The sequence below is a fragment of the Bacteroides ndongoniae genome (assembly GCF_900108345.1).
GTDB lineage: Bacteria > Bacteroidota > Bacteroidia > Bacteroidales > Bacteroidaceae > Bacteroides > Bacteroides ndongoniae.
Map to the genome: position 1 here is coordinate 2,288,544 of NZ_FNVV01000014.1, position 21,645 is coordinate 2,310,188.

Genomic DNA, 21,645 nt, shown 5'->3' on the forward strand with positions numbered 1-21,645 from the left:
ACTCCGTTGCCCTTATGCCGCCTTTTTGCTTTCGTCGGCAACCGTTCCGGCAGGCTGTTCCGCCACCTTTTCAGCCTTGCCGGTCTTGGTCGTTTTCTCGGTTGGCTTTTCGAGGCTGGCGAGGTTCGGGGCGAAATCCATGGCGTTGCGGATAGCCTTTGCAGCGGCATGGATTGTCTTTTGGAAATCACGGTTTGACTTCTCGAGGTCTACTTTGGTCGGCACAAGACCGATACGCGCCCAAACGCTGTCGGTAAGGTCGTACTTCTTGATACGATTTCCCGACTTCTCGCAGATGATGATTTCCGCAGGGGTTGTGGCACGGAATTTCGAGCGTATGCCGTCGGCATCGGCACGCAGTTTCTTTTCCTCCGCAATGGTGTGCCACATAGTTGCGACCATGTTTTTAATCACACGGAAAATCTCGTTGTCCGACTTGTCGGCAGGCTCAAAGTCCGCACCGAAAAAGTGCTGTGCCGTCTGCACGAGTTCACCGTCCTTGTTGGTAGAGTTGTAAACCAACATGATACCTGCAAACGAACCGATGTTTGCATACTGTTCCTTGTTCAATTTAGAAGTTGCCATAATGATAAAATTTTAGAAACACTGCGCAAAATCACGCATTGCGGGCACTCGGGGAGTCGAACCCCGAACTTTGCACCATAGCGCAAAGTGTGGCATTTCCTGCCACGCGCCCAAAAATTTGCCGTGCATTTCACCCTGCACGGCAAAATTTTTCGTAACTTTGTCGCACTTAAAACGTACCCCATAGCAGAGCTATCCAAATGAGCGCATTTTCGGCATATCGTATCTTTGCACGAGTTCTACTCATCGTGTCGTGGCTCTGCGCTGCTTTACTCCAATTTCGGCAAGACGCTTCTCTGGCACGTTCCGGATCTTTTCCAATCCGACAGCTAACAGTAAGGCGGTGGGCGGCTGGTGATTATGGGCATAACATTGGCAATGCTCTTTTCTCAAGCTCCGTGCGGACTGTTTTTCCGCTACCGTGCATTTTATCTCCGTGCGCACAAGGGCGCAATTATGGCATTATTCTTGCACGTCCTTTTCAGTGGCGGTATTCTCAATACTCCCAGCGACTTGCAAAAGTCTTGACGTATTTCCGGCACTCGGAATAAATACGATTTATCCCGTTCCATAAATTTCCCTACTTTCGTAGGTTGGCAATACTGGTATTATTGCCCCGTGCGAAGCGTGGTTATTTAACGCACTCTTTAAGCGTACCTAAACGCACACGGTGTTGTTTCGGGTGTTACCCTTTGACGGCTCAACAACTCACTTTCGTGTAAACGCCGTTTTTGTTTCTCGCTCTCGGCGGTCTTTGCTTTTCTGTTTTTTAATTCTGTTTTTTACTATCTATTTTTTTATTCGTTTTTCTCCGTACTTGTTTGCCGTTTGTTTGGCTTTCGAGTACATGACTATTATAAAACCGTTTTTCAGAACTGCAAAACTTTTTGAGAAAAAAAATTTGGAACGTTCCAAAAACAGCCTTTTTGCGAATATGGAACGCACGCGCGCGAAGTGAATTTGTAAATAGTTGAATATCAATAAAATAGAAAAAATGATTTTCTTTGAAAAAAATTTTTCCTTTGCAAAAATCAAAAAAGCCCCGTTTCAACGTATGTATAAAATCAAAATCAGTTTTGTCTATTGATTATCAGATTATTAGCTGCTTAAAATGGATAAAATAGGACTGAAAAGATTTTTTTACTTTCAATTTGTAAGCAAAGATAATGTAAAAGACGTTTTTAGGCTTACTTTATACAAAAGTAAACCTAATAAATTATTGATATTCAATGGTGTAATAAAAATAAAAAGATTGGGGAGGGTGTACCCTCGGGTGCGGATTCGGTCTCTGTCCTCGGGCCGTTTTTTCAAGTCCGGTTTTCCAAAACGGCTCAAAATGCGGCTTTCGGATTGAAACTGTAAGCAGGTATCAAAAAATATACAGTAAAGTACTTGTATTTATCATGGTTGCTTAAGGTGCTGGTGTTCACCATGTCCCATATTTTTGAAATATTCTCATTTGTGGATGCCTGTCCTTTCAATTTTCACGGGTGTACAGACTTTCTGCACGATTTCCGGGTTCCGGCTTGAAGCTGTTTTTTAGATACGCTGAAAACGTATCAAAAAATATATAGAGACACGTCGGTATATTGACTGTTCTTAACCGGATTGGACGACGGAAAAGGAGGATGTGTATTCCTGTCATTCAGTATGTTCGGATATGCTTTTCACAATCGGACAATCTTGTAATGTTTTGTTCCTTAATCATATAGAATATACAGAACGAAGCTATCCACATGGATTCCGACTTATTTGTACGGTTTTTGTGACTTTATACAGGAAACCGTGGAAATGCAGAAGAAATGGGGTTCAGTTACCTGCCTTTTTGGTGAATTATACGTATATTTGCCGTATTGTATCCACTTATGTATGAAGTATGGCATTTTGCTGTTACAGGAAATATCTGGATAAAGAATCGAAAGAATGGAATCATATCATAAGAAGAAAATCGGGAGTATTCCGAAAGACAGCACGGGTGGGTCGTCCATTCGCAAGGGAATGGTCGTCTTCAACGGTGGGACATCGGAAACCGGACTTGTGGGAGATGTCACGGGTAATTGCGTGTCGGTTCCGGTAAGGATGACTGCGGGCAAAGAACTCGTTACCGATGACGCGGTCATGTTTCTGAATGATTGCCGGGAAGCGAGCGCAGAGCAAAAGATTGCCCTCCAACGCCTGCTGAACGAAGGCCATCTTGCATGGGACAAGCGCCGGGGTGTATGTTCGGAATCTCTCTATGCTCCCAAAGACGGACAGTTGGTAAAACTCAGTATCCTGGATGAGCATGTAATACTGGGGGCTTTCAAGGAAATCGACGCAAAAGGACGTGTTGTGCTGTATTGCCTGCTGGACGAAGACGGGAGCCTGCGCTATTCCCTGCATGAAACAGTCGGGTACGCGGTGAATCTCCAGATACTGCCTATCGGAACCAGTGGCCGTAGCAGGCTTTCCGATGCTCTACGCCAGAAAGGGCTTGCATGGAACGGACGGCTGAAGGAACTCGAACGGCTGGCAACACGTGTCAGACGCGGTGACAAGTACTATTACCTGAATGACATACTGGAAATCCGTGAATGCAGGGACAACAACAGGCCGGCGGACAGGAAACGGTTGGAATGCGGGAACTATTTCATGGAGCGGAGGGATGCCGAACTGGTACGTGACTGCGTGCGCTCTGTCGTAAGGCTGAACCGCGACAAGGATGCCAGACGGTAAGAGGGTGACGGTATAAGGTATTCGTTCTGTTTCTCTCTCTTGTATCTGGGGAGGAAGTGGTCCTTTAATCCTCATCTTATCCGTTTTCAACACTTTCCGATTCAAAAAAACAAAAAAACAGACGGCGTGCCGTCTGTCATGATTTGTTTCTTTTTTGGTATCTTTTTTCTTTGCGTCAAAGAAAAAAGTACATCTTTCTTCTTTCTTCTTGTATAATACTACTTATAGTATTGTTGCTACATTTGTAACACCCCTCCTGTCAGATACACGGTACATTTGTACCACATTGAGGGGAAAGATGTGGCGAATTTCGCGTCTTTCCACCCAAATTCCACTATCGGGAGCATGAATCGCAAGCCGATGTTGCCGCTTCGGAAAATTGCAGTCGCCTTTTGCAGGGCAGCATTGCAAGAACGAAAACGGTCTGATTTTCACGTGCAGGAAAATAACCGCAAAAAGAGATCCGATAAAACATCTATATATGAAAAATATCCCCTATATTTGCATAAAATTTACATATAACTGCGATATAATATGATTATTCAGTTCACAGTCGAAAATTTCCTTTCGTTCAAGGAGCCGGCGACCTTGTCTTTGGCTGCTTCCGCGCTGAAAGAAAAACAGACCCGGTCCGATGAGATTGTTTTTGAGCTTGAAGGTACGAACCTCTCTTTGCTGAAGAGTGCGGTCATCTACGGGGCCAATGCCAGCGGGAAATCGAATCTAGTCAAAGCGCTCGATTTCTTCAAATGGTTTGTCATCAATTCCTCCAAAGGCGTGCAGTCCGGCGAAAGCATACGGGTGGAAAGTTTCCGTCTCAACCGGAGGACGGAACAGGAGCCCAGTTATTTTGAGGCGGTCTTTGCCGACGAAACGGTCCAATACCGCTATGGGTTTGAAGTCGATGAAAAACGTGTACACCGGGAGTGGCTTTATCAAAAGGGCAACAAGCGCAAGGCAAAGGAGGTGGAACTGTTCCTGCGTGACGGCGATGAGTATGAACTGCATCCCAAATTTTCGGTCGGCAAAGAGGTTGTCGCCAAAAAAATGGTGCGCGACAATGCGCTGCTTCTTTCCGTGGCAGCACAGTTCAACGAAAGCGTCTCGGTGGAAATCATGGGATGGTTGGCCAACACCACGATTGTTCTTGGCAGCAGCGACGAGCGGATTTGGGAAATGGCGATAGCCCAGATCGATGATCCGTCCATGAAAAGGCGTATTGTGGAGTTTGCCCGGTTTGCAGACTTCGGAATCGACGACATACGCAAGGTTGACAATACAGTCATCAGTTCACACCAGCAATATGACGAGGAGGGCAACGCCACGAAGACGGTCACTTTCCCGTTCCGCGTAAACGAGTCGGAGGGTACGATCAAATACTTCTCGCTGGCTTATCCTATAATCGACGCGTTGGATCATGGCAAAAGGCTGGTTGTCGACGAGTTCGACTCGAAAATGCACCCTCTGTTGACCAGTCGCATCATCGGGCTGTTCAATTCCAGAGTGACAAATCCCAGGAATGCACAGTTGATTTTCACGACACATGACACCAACCTGCTTAATGCAAGCCTGTTCCGCAGGGATCAGATCTGGTTTACACAGAAAGATTCGTTTGGAGCCTCGGAACTCTATTCGTTGGCGGAATACAAGGTTCGCAACAGTGCACCTTTCGAAAAGGAGTACCTGATGGGGAAATATGGCGGTATCCCTGTCATCGGCCAGTTTGAACGGTTATTTGACCTGAGGGAGGAAGAATATGGCAGCACGGACGAACAAGCGTGATCCACGCGCGGCACGGACACTCAGGCGTATCAGTTTTGTCCGTGAGGTCAAACAATCCTTCCTGATCATCTGCGAGGGGGTAAATACGGAACCGGATTATTTCAATGCGTTTCGCCTGACCTCCGCCAATATTAAAGCGGTAGGCCAGGGACTCAATACGGTAGGTCTTGTCCAAAAGGCTTTACGGATGAAAGAAGAAGAGCGGAAGAAAGGACGCGAGTATGACCAGTGCTGGGTGGTATTTGACAAGGATGACTTTCCCGATCGGGATTTCAACCGGGCTATCGGTATGGCGGAAGCCGGTGGCATGAGGGTGGCATACAGCAACCAGGCTTTCGAGTATTGGTTCTTGCTGCACTATAACCTGGTACAAGGCCCGATGCACAGAAATCAATATGAAACAAAGCTATCCGGCTTGTTGGGCTTCTCCTACAACAAGGAAGCCGGTACAGGCGGTCGTGTTTTCAGGGAGCTGGGCGGTAAACAGGCTCAGGCCATCACGAACGCAAAAGCCGTATTGCGCCGAATGGAGGGAATACCGCCGGCACAAGCGGAATCTTCGACAACGGTGCATCTTCTTGTGGAAGAACTGAATAAGTATATTTAGCATATTCTGTCGTTTGCCCGGATAATATTGTACCCGGCTACCACCTCCTTCCGGTTTTATCGGATTTTATGTCGCAAAAACACAAAAACAGACGGCAAATCACAACGATGCCGTCTGTTTTTATTCATTTACGTTCCGTGGACAGATACGCTCAAACTTTTCGGTGTCTCTCTTTCCATTGGCTGACCTCTTCGTCAGAGACGGATGCCACGGTCCTTTTTTCCACATCGAACATCCGATGACAGAATGCCCTGGTAGAAAAAGGATTTCCAAGTTCCGCCAATATCCCTACAAGCCGGTTGTAGGAATCCATGTGCCACAGGTAATCGTACATCCCGCTGACCGGCACCCGTTCAAGCAATCCCATACGCGTTGTCTTTTCCACGCACTTGTCGAAAATCCGCGAACCCATCTCCATGTTCTCCATGTAGTACCGCTTGCTGCGCAAGGTGTCGTAACCTTTTTCACGCAGGCGTGTACGGTCTGCCATGTACAGCATGAAGATGACCTCTTCCGGGGTGAACGCGCCGACCAGCCCGGTGAAGCATTTCATAAACGGTATCACGTGTTGCCTTTTGTCGTCATTCCCTTTCATGTCCGTTTTCGCGTTCGTTCGTCCGTAATGTTTCCGCTTCCCCGTCATCCTTAATCGACGGATTGACATAGAACTGGCATATCCTGCCGTTTATCATCGGTTTATACACGGCGTATCCCAGTTTTTTGGCGTAACGCCCCACGGATACGCGGTTGGCGAACTTGCCGGTATGTTCCGTCAGGTGTTCCGACATCTCCCCGACGGTCATTCTGCTTTTCAGTTTCATATCATTCGCGTTTAAATGTTTTCCTGATAAAGGATAGCCGCGACTAATACGAACTGTTTGCAAATGGTATGAATTAATAAGAGGCGGTTCCATGAAATCGGCAAAGGAGGAATCAACCGGTTATACTGATACTTCATTCATGAAACCGTCCCTCATCTATTTTCCCATTATCCGGACAATCTCCCGTATCGTGTCGAAGTTCCGCTCGTCCAGCCATTCTTTGGCCACGTTCCACGAGAGCGACATTCCGAACTTCAGGTTCTCCATGGTGATGGTATGGTGCGACAACCTGCCTTCAGTGGGCTTGAGCCCTGCCGCGTGCAGTTCACACAGTCCGTCCTGAAAGAACGTGCACCCGCCTGCTTCCTGTTTCGCCTGTACCATCGGCACGATATACGGGATTTTTCCCAACAGCAGGCCTACCGCCCACCGAGTGGGTGCAAGACGCTCCCTGTATCCGGCTTTCAGCAACCGGAGGATGTCTTCCGGCGTACCGAGGCACGGTATCCGGCATTGCTGCCTGCACAGACGGCAACGGCACTCTACCGGCCGTCTTCCTGTCTTGCGGATGATCCGCTGTAATGCCGTTTCCATCGCTATGCACCCGGTGGGCAGTATTCAGGGTTCCTCTTGCGCCACAGTTCTATGATACACTCCCGTCCGGCCTGTGTCCATCGTTTGGTGGATCCGAAAGTATATACCTTGCCCCGGCTGTTCTCCCACGTGTAAGGCACATCGCATTGCCAGGCCCGGCAGGAAGGAAAGACCACCCATTGCCGCTTCTCGTACTTGCAGATGCCCTCTTCGGCAAGGAACTGGTGCAACTGTCGCGGCGATATGCCGAGTTCGTCAGCGATGCGCGTGCTCTTGAACCAGTCCCTGTTCTCGATAAACTCCTCGTAGAATACGATTTTCGGCAGGGATTCACTCACCACCTTCCGCAGTTCCAGAATCAGTCTCGTCGCCGATTCCATATCCTGCGGCATGGGACAATCCATACAGGGCAGACCGGGTGCCGCCACCCTGGGGCGTTCGCGTACGATTGTCTTCCCTCGTTTCACGGAGAGTTTGCCGATAGCCTCGCCCAACCATTCCGCCAAAGACAGGTCAGGGGCGATCCATCTGGCCAACGGTATGACAAGCGGTGATTCCAACCAGGTCGCACCGTGCCCCCGCCCCCGTGTGGTGAAGACTTGCGACTCGTATTTCCCGGTATGTCCGTTGCCGGCCATTTCCCTGCGGAGCATATCCGTGGAAGCGATGCGTAGCCATTCAGACGGGATTTTCCCGAAGTGCATCGTGATCTGCGTGGCGTTGACCATCAGCTTGTCGCCGACACGCCGGAACGTGACGGGGAACCCTTCCTCGAAGTGCATGACGATGTCGTCCTGCGGGACGGCGTGCAGCTCCCCGGCTTCCAGTTCCAGAAGCTTGTTGCCCCACACTTCCAATTCATCAAGCAGGTCACGGGGTATAATAGTCTCCTTGCGTACCAGTTGTAAAAGCCGACGCATATCGATGGGACGGAAACCCCACTGTTCCCTGCCGTTTTTCCGGAAACTGATTTTCAATGCCGTCGGGCAAACACGGGCGATGGCGCCGTTTTCAAGCAGTTCGTCCCGCTTGAGTATATCGCATATATCCACGGCGCAGATATGGAGCTGGCCGTTATGGTTCCGGGAAACCCTTATGTTCCAGTCCCGGAACGGAACATTCCTATTTTCCCTCATAGGTATTTCCTCCTTTCTTTTGGTTATCAGACTTACGTTTGTTTTCAAGCAAGGCTCTCTTATGTGCCATCTTGCGCACCGGATAGTACGTGCGTTTCTCGCCGCAAAGGGCGTCATAATCTTTCAGCATCAGTGTGCCGAGGTCGGCCAGCTCGATTTCCACATCCGGATGCAGATGCCTGAAATAGAGTCCGCCGCTGCATACATACTTGCCCGTGCAACAGAATGAGATAGCCTGCAAGTTGCCTTTTGTCAATTCCGCCGCGCTGTGCAGCGAGCGCGTGACCGCTACAAGAACCTGTGCCCCGTTGAAGATGAGCACCATCTTGGGTCGTTTAAATGTGCTGCGTCTCATGTTGTTCTAAAATTTGCGTTAATTCCTCCTTTGTAAATCTAAGACCGGCAGCCTGTACCAGCCAAGTGTCTGAAACCGTAAATCCACCGGACAGCAGTTCGTCCACGCGCTCCAGAAGGTAGACACCGAACGCGGGATCGATGTAAACGACAAATAATAGAGCCAGACATTCATCAATTAACAGGTGTCCCGACGCCTCGTCACGGATGATCATCTTTTCCCTGTCTATTCCGTAGGCGTCTGCCAACGCCGTTGCCCAGTGATGGAAAGCGACACGGAAATCACGGACATTATGCCGGCGTGCATCTCCTTTGGCCTGGATGAAGCGTGTCGCGTCGAAATAGACCGGTCCGTCTTCCCGTAACGTTCCGAAAAGCAGATCGGGGAACTCCCTGTACCGGATTATCCGGCAGGGAATCTTTTCTTCTTTCATGTTCTCTTTTTCATTGTTCTTGGATTTGTATCTAACGTGGTGCAAAGATATATCTTTTTAATATGAAATACACTATAAATATATACATAAATTACACTTTTAATAAATTGTTAATTACTGATAATAAGATATTTACAACGCAAATAAAACCGAAATATCTATATATTTAAGTTGCATATTTCGGTTTGTAAATCAAGCATTAAGAGTCCCGTTCTCCATATATTCTTTTAGCCGTAAAAACCTCTCTTGAGGATTGTCTCTACTCTTTGAACAAGAAACAAAAAAATTATGGCTACATCGGACAAATCATTTAACGGGGAACTCTTGGAGAGTATTTTTAAGACCTCCAAAAAGACAATTCAGGAGTATGTTCGCGAAATCGAGCGCAACAACCGCTACCGTTCATGTCGTCAGGATACCGGTTCGGGATATATTCTCGATGACCGCGCCCGGCTCATTGACCTGTATGAAGCCTGCCTGCAACAGGACGCTCATATACGTTCCGTTGTCGAGACACTGGAAAGCCAGATTCTCGGCGACCGCTATATGCTTGCCCGTGTAAACGAAAAGGGAAAATACATCAAGGACGTGGCGAACTCCCTGAAGATACAGGGTTCGCAGTTCGACAAGATAATCAAGGGCATAGTGGAATCCAAACTCTACGGGTACACCCTGCTTGAAATCATGCCGCATACTGACCCCAGAACGGGCAGGCTGGCGGAAGTCAACATCATCGAACGGCGTAATGTGTTACCGGACCAGAAAACGGTACTGAAGCGGCAGGGACTGTGGGAGCCGCATTGGGATTTACATGACCCGGCATATTACCGTTGTTATGTACTGGTAAACTCCGGCGACTTGGGACTTTTTTCCGCCACGACCCCTTTGATACTGGCCAAGAAATTCACGGTGGCCAACTATGTGAACTTTTCCCATACTTACGGACAGCCGATTATCCACGGAAAGACGGTCAGCGAGAGCAACGCCGACCGCAAGAGGCTGGCTAACGAGATAGCCAACGCGGCACAGAACAAGGTGGTGGTTACCGGCATTGAGGACGAGGTCGATATCAAGACATTCACCATGTCCAACTCGGAAAAGATATATACCGGGCTTATCGAGTTTGTGAACAAGGAAGTTGCCAACCTCGTGCTCGGCTCCGAGTCGATGGCCGGAGGGATGCAGTCGTACGTGGGTTCCACGAAAGCACACCAGGACATTTTCCGCGACCGTATCGAAGTCTACCGTCGGTATATCGAAAACATCATGAACGAGGAGATAATCCCCCGCCTGGTGGCTATCGGGTATATCCCCGGAGGATTGGAGTTCCGGTATTCGAACCGGATAGAGATGAGCAACGAGGACCGCATCAAGCTCTATTCGCTGATCACGGACAAATATGAAGTGGCGGCCGATGAGATCGAGAAAGAGTTCGGTATCAATGTGGGCCGGCAGCTCAATGTTATCCCGGGATTAGGTTTCGGAGCCGAAGGCGGCTCATCCGGTCTCAGCCACAACGACCGGGGCATCATGTCGGACGAGGAGTATTTCCGGCGTTACGGACGCCCCCGGGGGGCGAAGGTCGGAAATTTTCTGCGGGGAGCGGAATAGAAGCCCGTCTTCCGCTCCCGGACAACGCTCCGTTCAGAGCTGTCAGGGCATCTGCAACCACGGAATCCGATACGGAAAAGGAGTATCGTGTCATTTTCGATGCATTCCGCAGGCTGATCCTCTATTGGGAGAACAGCGCGGAACGTCTCGACATTATAGAGGACATCATCACCCTGCGTGCCTCTTTCCTCATAGACCGTGCGCTGACAGGTCTGCGAATCGACATGGACCGGGCATTGGAGATACTGAAAAATCACAACTCCTTTACAACAGAGAGGGAACGGCAGCAGCGTGACATCCTGATTGCAGCCATAGACAACCTGGTGGATTTTGCCGCGGCAGAGGAGTATTCCATGCTCGGGGAACTGCCCGAGACAGCGGATGAACAGGACATGGAAGCACACGAAAAGATATGCCGCAGGTATAACCTCGTCCATGCGGAGGAAGAGAACAACCAGGTATTCTTCGCGGCCTCGATGGCCGCATGGTGGATGGCGGTGGATATGGATACCGTGCTTACCTACATGACACAAGGCGATGAACGGGTACGTGCCTGGCATCTTTCATTGGAAGGGATTTCCTTCCGCAAATCCGAGTTTCCTCCGGAACTGATACCGCCGATCGAATGGGGATGCCGCTGCTTTCTGGTCGCGGAGGGGTTCGCCGCTGTCCGGGCGGCTTTGCCGGATAAGGGAGACTATCTGGAAAAGGTGGATCCGGTCTTCCGGGAGAGCCTGGCAACCGGCGGGCGTATCTTTTCCGATGCGCACCGCTATTTCTCCGTCCCGCTTCCGGGTTACATGAATGATATTGTGAAACGCATTAAAGGAAAGTTCGCCTATGCCCAAGATAACGCTTGATGAGTTTTGCAGCCACTGGGTAAGCAGGACCAGTACGCGCGTCATGGCCAGCCGGCTAGAGTTCAACGTATTCGACTTCGCAACTGCTGCCGGTGACTATACCAGGCAGCAGTTCCTGTCCTCATTCGCTTCGGGGGGATTCAACGGTAGCAAATGGGCGCCTCGTACCTCCAAATGGGGAAAGAGGTTCACCCATCCTCTCATGAACGATACGGGGACTCTGGCCCGGAGCATACAGTCGGAAGCCGGCCGGACAGACATAGTGGGACGGCGTTCGGACCGTACGCGCATCTTCCGGAAAGGCGCCAGGTATTGCATGTGGACTACGGAAAAGAGCTTTCCAGTCAAGGGCAAGCGGGGACGCAGCAAGGAGCGTTACGGGCATTATGCCGCCATACACAATACCGATCCGAAGTTCGGGCTGTACACGGTAAACCAGTATTCCACGCGCCGTCCCGTACACCGGCAGTTCATCGGATTCTCACCGAAAACGGACGACTATATCGCCGTCCATTTCATAGATATGATTTTTAAAGGATTTCCACACCAGCCGCTATGATAAAAGACAAACACCCCGCACCACAGCCCGCACAACCGTCGGCACCGGCGGAGAGCCTGCCTGAAGAAGTTTCCGCGAACCCTTTCGTGGAGATATACCGGGCCGTTAAGCGGGCTGTCCTGACCCTGCGGGAGAATCCGGACGACCCGTTGTCGCCGCCCCTGTTCAAAACCGTCGCTATCGACAACGGCCAGTTCGCCCGCATTGTTCGTGACGATAACACGGAGTATGAGACTGTGTTCCCTGCCGTGTTCATCCACTTTATCAACGTGAGGTACCTGGTACAGCAACAGCGTATCGGTGAGGGACGCGCCACCATGCGCGTGCGGTTTATCCTGAATACGCTCAACAATGCGGACGAAGACAAGGAATGCGAGGCGTTTCTGGTCTTCCAGCGGCTCAATGTAGCCATACAGGATGCCAAGAACCATGAGCCGGCGCTGAGCGAGCGGTGCAACCTGACCTATTTCGACATGCCGCTTTCAACCAATATGTTGCAGGCGTACTGGATAGACTACGAGGTATGGTTCAGGGAATCTTCCGCGTGGAAATACAGGGACTGGGTAAAAAGGTATGTGGTCATGCCCCCGTTCACCCAACACAGCGATGCGCCGCAACATGACAGCGGCGGACACGGCTTCCATCCGCGTCCGGAACATGACGAAGTATCTGGTTTTTCGGATACCGGATCGAAAAATTGAAATCCATGCAGGAGATTTATCCGCACTGCGTATAAACAGACATGAATCAGCAGATAATACAAGACTCATGATACATTTTCTGTACTTGCTGAATTTAGAATGTTCAGCATGCCGGTCTTGATACAAATAGTTGCAACCGGTCTGTAATTTGAACAATCTATTATACTGTAAAGATAATCGCATTTCCATAAATGGATGGATTCTCATATTTCCACTTCCATAAATAGCAGTGCAAAACCTTTTCTTTTCCCACCGCCTACTCTTGTTCAAATAACCCTTGCATATGGATATGAACACACTTCAATATGTCGTCGGAGAGGCGAAGGCAGGCCAGCCGGCTGTTATCCGTTTCTTCGGTCGCGTGACGGAAGAGACGACCTCACGTTTCAATGACGAGTTCGACTTTTTGGAAAATATCATCCGTCCCTCCTGTATCCGTGTGTTGATCAACTCGGAGGGCGGCAGTGTCCTTTACGGCATGTCCACCTATTCCACCATCGCCAATGCCACGGTGGATACGGAATGTATCATCGAAGGGGTCGCGGCATCGATGGCCTCCATCATCTGGGCGGCGGGCAAGCGTTCTCTCATGCGTGATTATGCCATACTGATGATTCATAACCCGATGTTGCCGGACGATGACGGAGGGGAACCGTCGGACATGGTAACGGCTTTTACCAAACAGATCGAGACGATTTACCGGAAACGGTTCGGCCTGAAAGCGGAGCATGTGCGGGCCATCATGGACGGACAGGCAGGAAAGGACGGGACCTATTTCGACGCACAGGCTGCCGTCAAGGCCGGCATCATACCTGCGGAGCATGTCATCCATACCTCGAAGCAGCTTTGCCGTAAAGTGCATGACGAGATAGAAGGATTGACCGATACGGCCGCCATCCAGGAACTGATGAGCCGTGTCAGCGCGGGAAATAAACCTTTCAAAGGCATTGAACCTACTCTTACAGAAACGGAAAACGATATGGCAAACGAAAACAAGACACAAGGCTTTGAGTACGGGGCGATTGCAGCCTCGCTGGGCATGAAGGACGGTGAGGTCAAGGACGTGATGGCACGTATCTCTGAACTGGCCGCGATGGAACCCAAATACAGAGAAATACAGAAATCACTGAGCGACGCGCAGACCGTCATCGCCGGAAAAGACGCCTCCATCCGGAACTTGCAGACAGACCTGGCCGCAGCGACGGCACGCCTTTCCGCCTACGAGCAGAAAGAGAAGGACGAGCAGGCTTCCCGTATCGAGACATTGGTGGAGAATGCCATTGCAGAAGGCAAGATTGACCGTGAGGCGAAAACGCAGTGGGTGGAGATGGCCGGTTCCAACTTCGAGTTGGCGGAAAGCACGCTGGCTTCCATTCCCGCGCGGGAGAAAATCTCGAAGGAAATCGCCGATGACCCTGCCAACATCCAGGCCACGGCGGAAGCGACAAAGACCGCCGAACAGCTGATGGCCGAGAAGGTGGCGGAAGTGGTCGGTGCGGATTTCAAGTTCCGAAAGCTCTGACAGACTATCCGCGGGCGTCCGCCCGATTTTAACTGACATGCCGGAGACCGCAGTGTCTCGCGCGGAAACAGCAGGTATCCGCCAGTCGGCCGAGTTTCATTCTTCAACGGAAAACTTAAAACGACAATGGCTGATACAGTAAACTTTCTTCAAAACGGGTATAGCGGCGAAGTACTTGAGGACTTGCTGACCTATACCGTGCAGGGCAATGATACAGTCCGCGAGGGACTGATTCATATCAAGACGGGCATCCAGCACCGCTATACGCTTCCTGCCATCAAGCTGGGCAACATTATCCAGGACAACGTGCCGACCCCACAACCCATCCACGGAGCCAAGGGCGATGACGGCACGAACGAGTACCAGTTCACCGAACGCCATCTTGAGCCGTCCGATTTTATGGTCTATCTCGAGTTTAACCCGAGGGACTACGAGAAGTACTGGCGTTTCGCGCAGCCGGAAGGCAATCTCGTGTTCCGCGAGCTCGACCCGAAAATCCAGGCGACGATGCTCCGTCTCCTTATGGACAAGAAAAACGAGTATATCGGAAACGCCATCTGGACTTCCGCCCGCGGAGGAGAGACGGTGGCCAAGATTACCGCACCGGAAGGCTGCACGAAAATCGGAGCCAACAAGGAGAAATATTTTGACGGGGTCATCAAACGGATCCTCGACAATGTGAACTCCTCCGATGCCGAGGTGGTTGCCGGAGGGCAGTGCATCATTTCGGGAACGACCGAGCTGACGGACGGGGCCGCGGTGGAGGCGGCGCTCTATGCGATGTGGAGGAAATGTCCGAAGCAGATCCGAAAGAAGACATCTCTGACCTTTGTGGTCGGATGGGACGCCTGGGACGCGTATGACCAATATATCTCGGACAAGCAGGTCAAGTATTCCGAGAATACCGAGGTCAACCGCTATCGCTTCAAGGGCAAGCGCATCGTCCCGGTCGTGGGAATCCCCGAACACACGATGGTGCTCGGCGAGTTCTCCACCGGCATGGACTCCAACCTGTGGATGGGGGTGGATTACGCGAACGACACGGACATCCTGAAAATCGACCGTCTGCAGGCCAACTCCGAGCTGTTCTTTTTCCAGATGCGCATGAAAATGGACGTGAACATCGTCCGCCCGGCGGAGATCGTGGTCCATACCGCCTACAAGAAGAGCGAATAACACACCTTTCTTCATTCTCAATATCCACCCGGGGAGCGGAGGCAAGGCCCCGTTCCCCATTTTCATTCTACTGTTATGGCAAAGAAAATCAACACGGAGGAAACTCCGCAGACAGACAACAATAATATTCCTGCACCGGAGGCTCAGGCGGTGCCCGTTCCGGAAACGGCATCGGAAAACCTCGGGACAGGCGGCGAGACTGAAGACAGGCTGCCGGCCAAGACCGCGGGGAAAGGGAATGCAGGGTCGGAGGAGACGACAGAGCCTCACATCCTGTCCCTGTTGAAAAAGTTCCCGGCATATCCGTCGCTGTACATCGACACGCACGGAGGAACCTATGCGCCGGACACGGCGGCCGCCATCAGGGGCAAGGCCGTACTCTACAGGAATCCTTTCTACAACGAACTTAAAAAGAAATCATAATGGCACTCGGTAATGTATTTATCAAGGATGTGGACGGCAATATTCCTTACGATACCGGCTCGTCGGGCGAGAAGGTGACGGGACTGCTGTTCGACGTGTCCCTCCAGCCGACGCTTTTCACGGAGGGGTATGGTAAAACCAATGAGACCAGGCTCAAGCCTGGCGATGTCTGCTACATCACCTCGTTCAAGTCCGCCGTGAACGACTTCGGTATCATCGAACGTGTGGAGGCAACCGACGAGGAGGAGATGAATGTCAATTTCCTGCACGGCATCCCGGCATACCATATCCGTGAATTTTTCCGCATGTCCGGCAATCCGGGCGGTTCAGGAAAACTCTACGTGATGTTCGCGGACTGTTCGGCGAACTGGGATGCGCTGGAAATCATGCAGCGTGCTGCCGGGGGTATGATCAACCAGATAGGCATATGGACGGAACAGCCGCTGTGGAAAGCGAACGGCGCATCGGAACAATACAACCTCAATCTGGTAAAGGGGCTCAACGACGTGGCCGTGGGGCTTGCGGAGCAGAACCAGCCGCTCTCGCTCATCCTTTCCGCCAATCCTTCCAATACGGGGGCGGATACGACTGAGGGGCGTCAGATTGACCTGAATAAAATACCTTCATGCATCTGTGAATCAAGCCGTATCAGCTGTATATTCGGCCAGGCGCATCACGAAAAGATCTCCACGATGCAGATGTGCAACAGGAACCATACGCCCGTGGGATTTTTGGGAGCGGTTATGGGAGCCATAGCAAAGGCCAACGTGCACGAATCCATCGCATGGGTCAAGCAGTTCAATCTCTTCGCGGACGATTTCCAGGAAATAGAGTTGGGGTTCGGGGACATCAACCTCGACGAGGCAGAGGAGAACTTCCTCAGCCTGAACCGGTACGAGTCACTCTCCCCGTCACTGCTGGACGAACTCGACGATAAGGGGTATATTTTTCCCATCAAGTATGCCGGCCGCGAGAACGGGATCTACATCTCGAAAGACCAGACATGCTCACATGGGGATTTCCGTACCATTGCCCGGAACCGCACCATCAACAAGAGCCGCCGTGCCGTGCGTGCAGCCCTGCTGCCGTATGTGAACTCACCGCTGATGGTCAATCCTTCAACCGGGTTCCTCGCCCCGTCGAAGATTACAGCTTTCAAGACACTCATCGGGGATATACTGGCCAAGATGCAGGCGGCGCAGGAAATTTCAGGATACGCCGTCACTATCGACCCGAACCAGAACGTGTTGGTGGACGACACGCTGCGCATCTCCTATGTCCTTGTCCCGGTGGGCGTGGCCGTGAAGATTTATGTAGAGGAAGGACTGTCATTAACCGCAAATAAGACATAGCATATGGCAATAATCAACAATGTAGCATACTCGTGGTCGATGATAACCCTGTCATCGACCGCCCTGGGAATCGATGAAGGTTCCACGACCCTTGAAGGCGTGTCGGCCATCAAATGGTCGAAGAAGCGCAAGGTCGAAAGTAACTACGGCATGGGAGGACGGCCGGTGTCGAGGGGGTTCGGGAACATTACCTATACGGCGAGCATCACGATGGACTATGCCACGCAACAGCTGTTGCGTTCGGTGTACGGCTCGCTGCTCGAAATCGGCGAGTTCGACCTGATTATCAGCTTTGCCAACCCGATGGCCGGCGAGGACTGGACAACGACGACCGTAACGCTCAAAGGTTGCATCTTCACGGAGGATTGTCTCGAGTCACAGCAGGATGATACCAATATCACCCATGAATTCGATCTCAACCCGTTCGATATCCAAATCGGCTCGGGTGATACAATCTAAGCTGTCATGGATGTAACTTTCGAGGGGAAATCTTCTACCGGAAAGAACGAATGGCTCACGCCTCCCTGCCTGCTTCGGAGGCTGGGGCCGTTCGATTTGGATCCGTGTTCGCCCGTAAACCGCCCATGGGATACGGCGCGACATCACTATACCATTGAGGATGACGGCCTGCAACAACCCTGGTTCGGACGTGTGTTCTGCAATCCTCCCTATGACACTGCACTGATTGTCCGGTTTATCCGCAGGTGTGTCGAACACAGGAATGCCGTCGCGCTCACTTTTGCCCGCACGGACACGCGCCTGTTCCACGAACTGATATTCCCAAACGCCGATTCAATACTCTTTATCAAGGGACGGCTCAGTTTTTACCATGTTACGGGGGAACAGGGTGGTACGGCCGGAGCGCCGTCATGCCTGATCGCCTTCAACAAAGAAAATACCGCGGTTCTGGAAACATGCGGTATCGACGGGAAGTTGGTGAAGCCACGACTTCAATAGTCAACCATAAATTTGTTACATAATAACCCGTCTGTTTGCCGGATATTGACCTTGGCTGACAGACGGGATTTATGTATGGCAGACTTAAATCGAAATATGCGCTTCCTTATCGAATGACGTATGCTCGTTACTGAACACATAGCCCAACTGGTTGCATATGCACCGGGTGTTTCCGATGACCTTATTGATATTGCGGTGCGAGTGGCCATATATCCAGTATTCAATCGGGCTGTCTGCAATGAAACCGCCAAGCTCCACGGTAAATGCCCCATTGAGCGGACTGCCCTTGAACTCCGGCGCCATCAGTTCGAATGACGGTACATGATGAGTGGCGACAATGAGATGTCTGGCAGTACTTTGTTTTACGCTCTGTTCCAGAAAACGGAAACAGCGCGAATGTTCGTCATTGAACCTTGTCCAGTCCAGCGGTTCGCTGCCGTAACGCATCCTGCGGAAATCTGTGATGGCTGCCTCAGTTTCATAGGCATCCTGCAACAGGATATGTGACCACAGTGTGGTAGCGATCAATTCTATATCGTTACCCAATGGGATAACGGCATTATAGTGGCAGGTGATGTTTTCCCTGATTTTGAGCGACCAGCCGTTATACAGCTTGTCTATGTCGAACATCTTGTAAAACTCGTGGTTTCCGGGAACCACGATGACCCGGCTGTAATTTCCGGAAGCCCAGTCCCAGAACGGATGTCTGGAGTAGTTCTCATCTCCGATATATCCTATATCTCCGGCAAGGACAAGCACTTCTCCGGCAACAGCCAGCGGGTTGTGCTTCAAAAAACTGCTGTTCTCCCGAAACTCGAGATGCAGGTCGGATGCGTATTGGATTCTCATTGTTGTGTTATGAAATTGGCTTCAAGTTGTTCCAATAACTGTTCTCCGGAAATGCTTTTAAGTCCTGCCGATTTGAAAAAATCAGAGTTTGGCACTTCTTCTTTGACAGCCAGGCAAAACCTGTCAACATCTTGTTTAAGCGAATCAGGAACTTCGTAGGTGTCGGCAGGAGCAAGCATGGCAACCAGCCGGAATACATCTTTCTTGTGCTTGACGATATGTTTGCTGTCCACTTGTTCTCCATTGTTTTTCCGCTCGGTCATTTCTAAATAGGCCCTGCATTTCAGACAGATAAGACTTTCAATGTTCGCAATATGTACGCCCTCCTCCAACGTGCTGTGTTCAATGGTATAATTATAATAGTCATCATCCATCAAAATGGCTGACAGACTTGACAGGTCATCATCAACCGGAATGGGGGTAATGTGGGCATCGTCCGGGAATTTGACAACCCCGATATTTCGTGAAAAGAGTTCTATCTGATACGGGAAATCCGGATTTCCCGGTTCCTTGAACCTGTAATATTCATGCCTGCATTCCCCGTTCCCGGTTCCCTTATTCCTTTGTCTGTACCCTGCGGTTTTTACAAACTCCCAGAATTTTGCAGCAAAATCCGAAGACAGCGCCTCCACAATCAGTATAATGTCTATGTCCTTGGTCGCCCTTGGAGTTTGTGCATATATTTCTTCATGCATTTCACAGGCAGTACCACCTATGATGACATAGTTTCCTTCATATCCGGTGAAAAACTCCCTGAATTTATCAATTCCTCTTACCATATCATATTATTTATCATAGTTTCCAATTCTATTTGAATGCGTTCATCATCCATATCCTTCATGGCCAGAAATAAAGACAATTTGTCTACAATGCCGTTTTTTGAGAAAAAACATGGATTGTAACGCCATATCTCTATGCGGGTCTCGCCATATTCCTTGTCTGTCCGGATTTGCAACCGTCGAGCTTCTTCTTTTGCAATGGCATAAGTGTCATTTTTTTCCTTGTTCAGCATTGAATATTCCGACAAGGCATTTACTCCACTAATACAAAATACTTCATCAGGCAGACTATCGGTATATACAATCCGCTCGATGGGGTTCGCCAGGAACGGCAACATCCTGTCCCATAATTCACGCTTTTTGAACTGAAATATCATACTCTTTGTCTTGCCGCCGGATAAAGCGATAACTTCTTTATCTTTCAGCCATCTGACCGCCCGGTTTACATTGGCATACGACACGTTGAAAAGATCTGCAATATCATAAGTTCCTTTCCCTTCGAGAGACTTTACTTCAAGATGATAAAGGATTATGCATTGGGCAATTGCAGGAATCTGCGTTTCTTCACCGCCCCCGATATTATTTTTATGCGGTTTCAAATCTATCAACAAATCCGGTATGAACATTTGCTTTTGCGGTATGATGAAATTTACACGATGTCTGACAAGACGCCGTACATTATAGGCCGCCACTGTACGCAATACAAATATTACCGGGCATTGGGCTTTTCGCTCAACCAGTTCTTTTTGTTTCCGCATCTGCCCCGGAGTATATGCAGAACTGTCTGCACTATACAGAAGAACTACGTCATGCCCCAACAAGTTAGCCGTACAAAATGTATAACCGGCAGTAATATTGGCTGGGAATGTATGCAAGACATCCTTTTCGACCGGCCTGATGTCCGCCCTCAAATCAAGCAATTCAGCGATGTACCGGCTTGTCACATCTATAAAATCATCTATTTTGCACATAATCATTTATGTTTGAGAATATGCAAAATTAACGATTATATACTATATATCAAAGAAATATATGAAATATATTCAGCGAAATTTCCTTTAAAGACTGATCTGGGAATATCAGGAGCAAAGAAGTTTTTTGTATAACATATGGATTACAAGTGAATAAGAACCGTGTCTTCAACCTTTCCACGATTCTTTGTCCTACTCTTTCGGTGAATCAAAACAAATTCGATATGGACGAAAAAATGCTTTCATTGGAACAGGAGATCAAGATCAAGGAAAAAGCCCTCAAACTGAAAGAGGAGAAGAAACTCCGCAAGATTTGTCCGATGGTCGTTTTCGGAGACACCGCAAACGGCGAGAAAGAGATTTATGTGGCCTACATGTCCGAACCGAGCTTTCCGCAGTTCAGCAAATTCATGGCCGCTTCCAAAAAGGACGAGGTAATCGCCATGCGCACGTTGGCCCGCGACTGCTTCGTGGACGGAGATAAGGAACTCGTGGACGACGAGTCGCTCTTCCTGTTCGGTCTGATGGGACAGCTTTCCGAGCTGATCACCACCCGCCAGAGTGTCCTGGTAAACTTATAAGCCGGTGGGTAGTGACCGACGAGCAGCGCATCCGCCAGCGGATGATCTATGTCCGCCACTACTTTCCCGGCGTCAACCTCGACACGATTTCCGACGAGGAGTTCGCGATGCTTTCCGAAGAGGCGTTGTGGCTGCACGAGCAGATGCTCATCAGCCGTATGCCCGTTCCGATGTCATTGCCGGAGAGGACTCCTTGACCTGCCGCCGTAAGCTTCCGGTTTGCGGCGGCCTTCGTTTCATAATCTCCGCCCTTGCGGAAAGACTATTCTTTTAACG

General features: G+C 50.1%; 25 protein-coding genes. 15 read left to right on the plus strand and 10 right to left on the minus strand.

Features of this window, described 5'->3' with window-relative positions; genetic code table 11:
* Positions 1–12 precede the first annotated feature (12 nt).
* Positions 13–585 (minus strand): hypothetical protein, encoded by a 573-nt coding sequence (locus BQ5591_RS20305; protein ID WP_004293623.1) that lies wholly within the window; start codon positions 583–585, stop codon positions 13–15.
* Between the two features lie 1,923 nt (positions 586–2,508).
* On the opposite strand from BQ5591_RS20305, the gene BQ5591_RS20315 reads away from it, so the two are divergent.
* The 3 genes from BQ5591_RS20315 (at position 2,509) to BQ5591_RS20325 (ending at position 5,689) form a co-directional block, all read left to right on the plus strand.
* Complete coding sequence (locus BQ5591_RS20315; protein WP_004303962.1) at positions 2,509–3,300, plus strand: hypothetical protein; 792 nt, start codon at positions 2,509–2,511, stop codon at positions 3,298–3,300.
* Positions 3,301–3,834: 534 nt separating this feature from the next.
* Positions 3,835–5,082: an AAA family ATPase gene (locus BQ5591_RS20320; protein WP_004293619.1), complete on the plus strand. Its 1,248-nt coding sequence runs from the start codon at positions 3,835–3,837 to the stop codon at positions 5,080–5,082.
* Entirely contained in the window at positions 5,057–5,689 is a 633-nt protein-coding gene (locus tag BQ5591_RS20325; RefSeq protein WP_004293618.1) for an RloB family protein, read from the plus strand. The genes BQ5591_RS20320 and BQ5591_RS20325 overlap by 26 nt, the downstream gene beginning before the upstream one ends.
* A gap of 151 nt (positions 5,690–5,840) precedes the next feature.
* Here BQ5591_RS20325 and BQ5591_RS20330 read toward each other — a convergent pair whose 3' ends face one another.
* From BQ5591_RS20330 to BQ5591_RS20355, 6 genes are all read right to left on the minus strand, one after another.
* Positions 5,841–6,284 (minus strand): hypothetical protein, encoded by a 444-nt coding sequence (locus BQ5591_RS20330; protein ID WP_004293617.1) that lies wholly within the window; start codon positions 6,282–6,284, stop codon positions 5,841–5,843.
* Positions 6,271–6,510 carry a hypothetical protein gene (locus BQ5591_RS20335; protein WP_004293616.1) on the minus strand — a complete coding sequence of 80 codons (240 nt, stop codon included), beginning with the start codon at positions 6,508–6,510 and terminating at the stop codon, positions 6,271–6,273. Before BQ5591_RS20335 ends, BQ5591_RS20330 begins: the two co-directional genes overlap by 14 nt.
* A 156-nt stretch (positions 6,511–6,666) precedes the next feature.
* Positions 6,667–7,104 (minus strand): hypothetical protein, encoded by a 438-nt coding sequence (locus BQ5591_RS20340; protein ID WP_004293615.1) that lies wholly within the window; start codon positions 7,102–7,104, stop codon positions 6,667–6,669.
* A 2-nt stretch (positions 7,105–7,106) separates the two neighbouring features.
* Positions 7,107–8,240 carry a phage antirepressor KilAC domain-containing protein gene (locus tag BQ5591_RS20345; protein ID WP_004303966.1) on the minus strand — a complete coding sequence of 378 codons (1,134 nt, stop codon included), beginning with the start codon at positions 8,238–8,240 and terminating at the stop codon, positions 7,107–7,109.
* The gene (locus tag BQ5591_RS20350) at positions 8,227–8,565 is read right to left on the minus strand and encodes a hypothetical protein (RefSeq protein ID WP_004303967.1); all 339 of its coding nucleotides are present in this window, start codon (positions 8,563–8,565) and stop codon (positions 8,227–8,229) included. Before BQ5591_RS20350 ends, BQ5591_RS20345 begins: the two co-directional genes overlap by 14 nt.
* 10 nt (positions 8,566–8,575) lie before the next feature.
* On the minus strand, positions 8,576–9,028 hold the full coding sequence (locus tag BQ5591_RS20355) for a hypothetical protein (RefSeq protein WP_004293612.1): 453 nt from the start codon (positions 9,026–9,028) through the stop codon (positions 8,576–8,578).
* Between the two features lie 288 nt (positions 9,029–9,316).
* Between BQ5591_RS20355 and BQ5591_RS20360 the strand changes: the two genes are divergently transcribed.
* From BQ5591_RS20360 to BQ5591_RS20405, 10 genes are all read left to right on the plus strand, one after another.
* Entirely contained in the window at positions 9,317–10,639 is a 1,323-nt protein-coding gene (locus BQ5591_RS20360; protein WP_004303969.1) for a phage portal protein family protein, read from the plus strand.
* 224 nt (positions 10,640–10,863) lie between these two features.
* The gene (locus BQ5591_RS20365) at positions 10,864–11,499 is read left to right on the plus strand and encodes a phage minor head protein (RefSeq protein WP_004303970.1); all 636 of its coding nucleotides are present in this window, start codon (positions 10,864–10,866) and stop codon (positions 11,497–11,499) included.
* Complete coding sequence (locus tag BQ5591_RS20370; protein WP_004303971.1) at positions 11,480–12,058, plus strand: hypothetical protein; 579 nt, start codon at positions 11,480–11,482, stop codon at positions 12,056–12,058. The genes BQ5591_RS20365 and BQ5591_RS20370 overlap by 20 nt, the downstream gene beginning before the upstream one ends.
* A complete protein-coding gene (locus BQ5591_RS20375; RefSeq protein WP_004303972.1) occupies positions 12,055–12,759 on the plus strand; it encodes a hypothetical protein in 705 nt (234 codons plus the stop codon). The genes BQ5591_RS20370 and BQ5591_RS20375 overlap by 4 nt, the downstream gene beginning before the upstream one ends.
* A 283-nt stretch (positions 12,760–13,042) precedes the next feature.
* Positions 13,043–14,281, plus strand: a complete 1,239-nt coding sequence (locus BQ5591_RS20380) for a Clp protease ClpP (RefSeq protein WP_004293607.1) — start codon at positions 13,043–13,045, stop codon at positions 14,279–14,281.
* A 126-nt stretch (positions 14,282–14,407) separates the two neighbouring features.
* Positions 14,408–15,457 carry a hypothetical protein gene (locus BQ5591_RS20385; RefSeq protein ID WP_004293606.1) on the plus strand — a complete coding sequence of 350 codons (1,050 nt, stop codon included), beginning with the start codon at positions 14,408–14,410 and terminating at the stop codon, positions 15,455–15,457.
* Between the two features lie 75 nt (positions 15,458–15,532).
* Complete coding sequence (locus tag BQ5591_RS20390; protein ID WP_004293605.1) at positions 15,533–15,880, plus strand: hypothetical protein; 348 nt, start codon at positions 15,533–15,535, stop codon at positions 15,878–15,880.
* The gene (locus BQ5591_RS20395; RefSeq protein ID WP_004303973.1) at positions 15,880–17,232 is read left to right on the plus strand and encodes a DUF2586 family protein; all 1,353 of its coding nucleotides are present in this window, start codon (positions 15,880–15,882) and stop codon (positions 17,230–17,232) included. The genes BQ5591_RS20390 and BQ5591_RS20395 overlap by 1 nt, the downstream gene beginning before the upstream one ends.
* Positions 17,233–17,235: 3 nt before the next feature.
* Positions 17,236–17,691, plus strand: a complete 456-nt coding sequence (locus BQ5591_RS20400) for a hypothetical protein (RefSeq protein WP_004293603.1) — start codon at positions 17,236–17,238, stop codon at positions 17,689–17,691.
* A gap of 6 nt (positions 17,692–17,697) precedes the next feature.
* Positions 17,698–18,189 carry a DNA N-6-adenine-methyltransferase gene (locus tag BQ5591_RS20405; protein ID WP_004293602.1) on the plus strand — a complete coding sequence of 164 codons (492 nt, stop codon included), beginning with the start codon at positions 17,698–17,700 and terminating at the stop codon, positions 18,187–18,189.
* An 84-nt stretch (positions 18,190–18,273) separates the two neighbouring features.
* Here the strand turns inward: BQ5591_RS20405 and BQ5591_RS20410 are convergent, their stop codons facing one another.
* The 3 genes from BQ5591_RS20410 to BQ5591_RS20420 are packed head-to-tail and all read right to left on the minus strand — an operon-like array spanning position 18,274 to position 20,788.
* Positions 18,274–19,038 (minus strand): metallophosphoesterase, encoded by a 765-nt coding sequence (locus BQ5591_RS20410; RefSeq protein WP_004293601.1) that lies wholly within the window; start codon positions 19,036–19,038, stop codon positions 18,274–18,276.
* Positions 19,035–19,817, minus strand: a complete 783-nt coding sequence (locus BQ5591_RS20415) for a hypothetical protein (protein WP_004303974.1) — start codon at positions 19,815–19,817, stop codon at positions 19,035–19,037. The genes BQ5591_RS20410 and BQ5591_RS20415 overlap by 4 nt, the downstream gene beginning before the upstream one ends.
* Positions 19,811–20,788 (minus strand): hypothetical protein, encoded by a 978-nt coding sequence (locus tag BQ5591_RS20420; protein ID WP_004303975.1) that lies wholly within the window; start codon positions 20,786–20,788, stop codon positions 19,811–19,813. Before BQ5591_RS20420 ends, BQ5591_RS20415 begins: the two co-directional genes overlap by 7 nt.
* Positions 20,789–21,012: 224 nt before the next feature.
* On the opposite strand from BQ5591_RS20420, the gene BQ5591_RS20425 reads away from it, so the two are divergent.
* Together BQ5591_RS20425 and BQ5591_RS20430 are read left to right on the plus strand one after the other, a co-directional pair.
* Complete coding sequence (locus BQ5591_RS20425) at positions 21,013–21,369, plus strand: hypothetical protein (protein ID WP_008860783.1); 357 nt, start codon at positions 21,013–21,015, stop codon at positions 21,367–21,369.
* Between the two features lie 11 nt (positions 21,370–21,380).
* Entirely contained in the window at positions 21,381–21,566 is a 186-nt protein-coding gene (locus BQ5591_RS20430) for a hypothetical protein (protein ID WP_004293597.1), read from the plus strand.
* The last annotated feature ends 79 nt before the right edge of the window (positions 21,567–21,645 follow it).

Excerpts from the sequence above, each read along its gene's own strand:
- BQ5591_RS20305 (WP_004293623.1), bottom strand. The coding sequence starts at position 585 with ATGGCAACTTCTAAATTGAACAAGGAACAGTATGCAAACATCGGTTCG.
- BQ5591_RS20315 (WP_004303962.1), top strand. The coding sequence starts at position 2,509 with ATGGAATCATATCATAAGAAGAAAATCGGGAGTATTCCGAAAGACAGC.
- BQ5591_RS20320 (WP_004293619.1), top strand. The coding sequence starts at position 3,835 with ATGATTATTCAGTTCACAGTCGAAAATTTCCTTTCGTTCAAGGAGCCG.
- BQ5591_RS20325 (WP_004293618.1), top strand. The coding sequence starts at position 5,057 with ATGGCAGCACGGACGAACAAGCGTGATCCACGCGCGGCACGGACACTC.
- BQ5591_RS20330 (WP_004293617.1), bottom strand. The coding sequence starts at position 6,284 with ATGAAAGGGAATGACGACAAAAGGCAACACGTGATACCGTTTATGAAA.
- BQ5591_RS20335 (WP_004293616.1), bottom strand. The coding sequence starts at position 6,510 with ATGAAACTGAAAAGCAGAATGACCGTCGGGGAGATGTCGGAACACCTG.
- BQ5591_RS20340 (WP_004293615.1), bottom strand. The coding sequence starts at position 7,104 with ATGGAAACGGCATTACAGCGGATCATCCGCAAGACAGGAAGACGGCCG.
- BQ5591_RS20345 (WP_004303966.1), bottom strand. The coding sequence starts at position 8,240 with ATGAGGGAAAATAGGAATGTTCCGTTCCGGGACTGGAACATAAGGGTT.
- BQ5591_RS20350 (WP_004303967.1), bottom strand. The coding sequence starts at position 8,565 with ATGGTGCTCATCTTCAACGGGGCACAGGTTCTTGTAGCGGTCACGCGC.
- BQ5591_RS20355 (WP_004293612.1), bottom strand. The coding sequence starts at position 9,028 with ATGAAAGAAGAAAAGATTCCCTGCCGGATAATCCGGTACAGGGAGTTC.
- BQ5591_RS20360 (WP_004303969.1), top strand. The coding sequence starts at position 9,317 with ATGGCTACATCGGACAAATCATTTAACGGGGAACTCTTGGAGAGTATT.
- BQ5591_RS20365 (WP_004303970.1), top strand. The coding sequence starts at position 10,864 with ATGGACCGGGCATTGGAGATACTGAAAAATCACAACTCCTTTACAACA.
- BQ5591_RS20370 (WP_004303971.1), top strand. The coding sequence starts at position 11,480 with ATGCCCAAGATAACGCTTGATGAGTTTTGCAGCCACTGGGTAAGCAGG.
- BQ5591_RS20375 (WP_004303972.1), top strand. The coding sequence starts at position 12,055 with ATGATAAAAGACAAACACCCCGCACCACAGCCCGCACAACCGTCGGCA.
- BQ5591_RS20380 (WP_004293607.1), top strand. The coding sequence starts at position 13,043 with ATGGATATGAACACACTTCAATATGTCGTCGGAGAGGCGAAGGCAGGC.
- BQ5591_RS20385 (WP_004293606.1), top strand. The coding sequence starts at position 14,408 with ATGGCTGATACAGTAAACTTTCTTCAAAACGGGTATAGCGGCGAAGTA.
- BQ5591_RS20390 (WP_004293605.1), top strand. The coding sequence starts at position 15,533 with ATGGCAAAGAAAATCAACACGGAGGAAACTCCGCAGACAGACAACAAT.
- BQ5591_RS20395 (WP_004303973.1), top strand. The coding sequence starts at position 15,880 with ATGGCACTCGGTAATGTATTTATCAAGGATGTGGACGGCAATATTCCT.
- BQ5591_RS20400 (WP_004293603.1), top strand. The coding sequence starts at position 17,236 with ATGGCAATAATCAACAATGTAGCATACTCGTGGTCGATGATAACCCTG.
- BQ5591_RS20405 (WP_004293602.1), top strand. The coding sequence starts at position 17,698 with ATGGATGTAACTTTCGAGGGGAAATCTTCTACCGGAAAGAACGAATGG.
- BQ5591_RS20410 (WP_004293601.1), bottom strand. The coding sequence starts at position 19,038 with ATGAGAATCCAATACGCATCCGACCTGCATCTCGAGTTTCGGGAGAAC.
- BQ5591_RS20415 (WP_004303974.1), bottom strand. The coding sequence starts at position 19,817 with ATGGTAAGAGGAATTGATAAATTCAGGGAGTTTTTCACCGGATATGAA.
- BQ5591_RS20420 (WP_004303975.1), bottom strand. The coding sequence starts at position 20,788 with ATGTGCAAAATAGATGATTTTATAGATGTGACAAGCCGGTACATCGCT.
- BQ5591_RS20425 (WP_008860783.1), top strand. The coding sequence starts at position 21,013 with ATGGACGAAAAAATGCTTTCATTGGAACAGGAGATCAAGATCAAGGAA.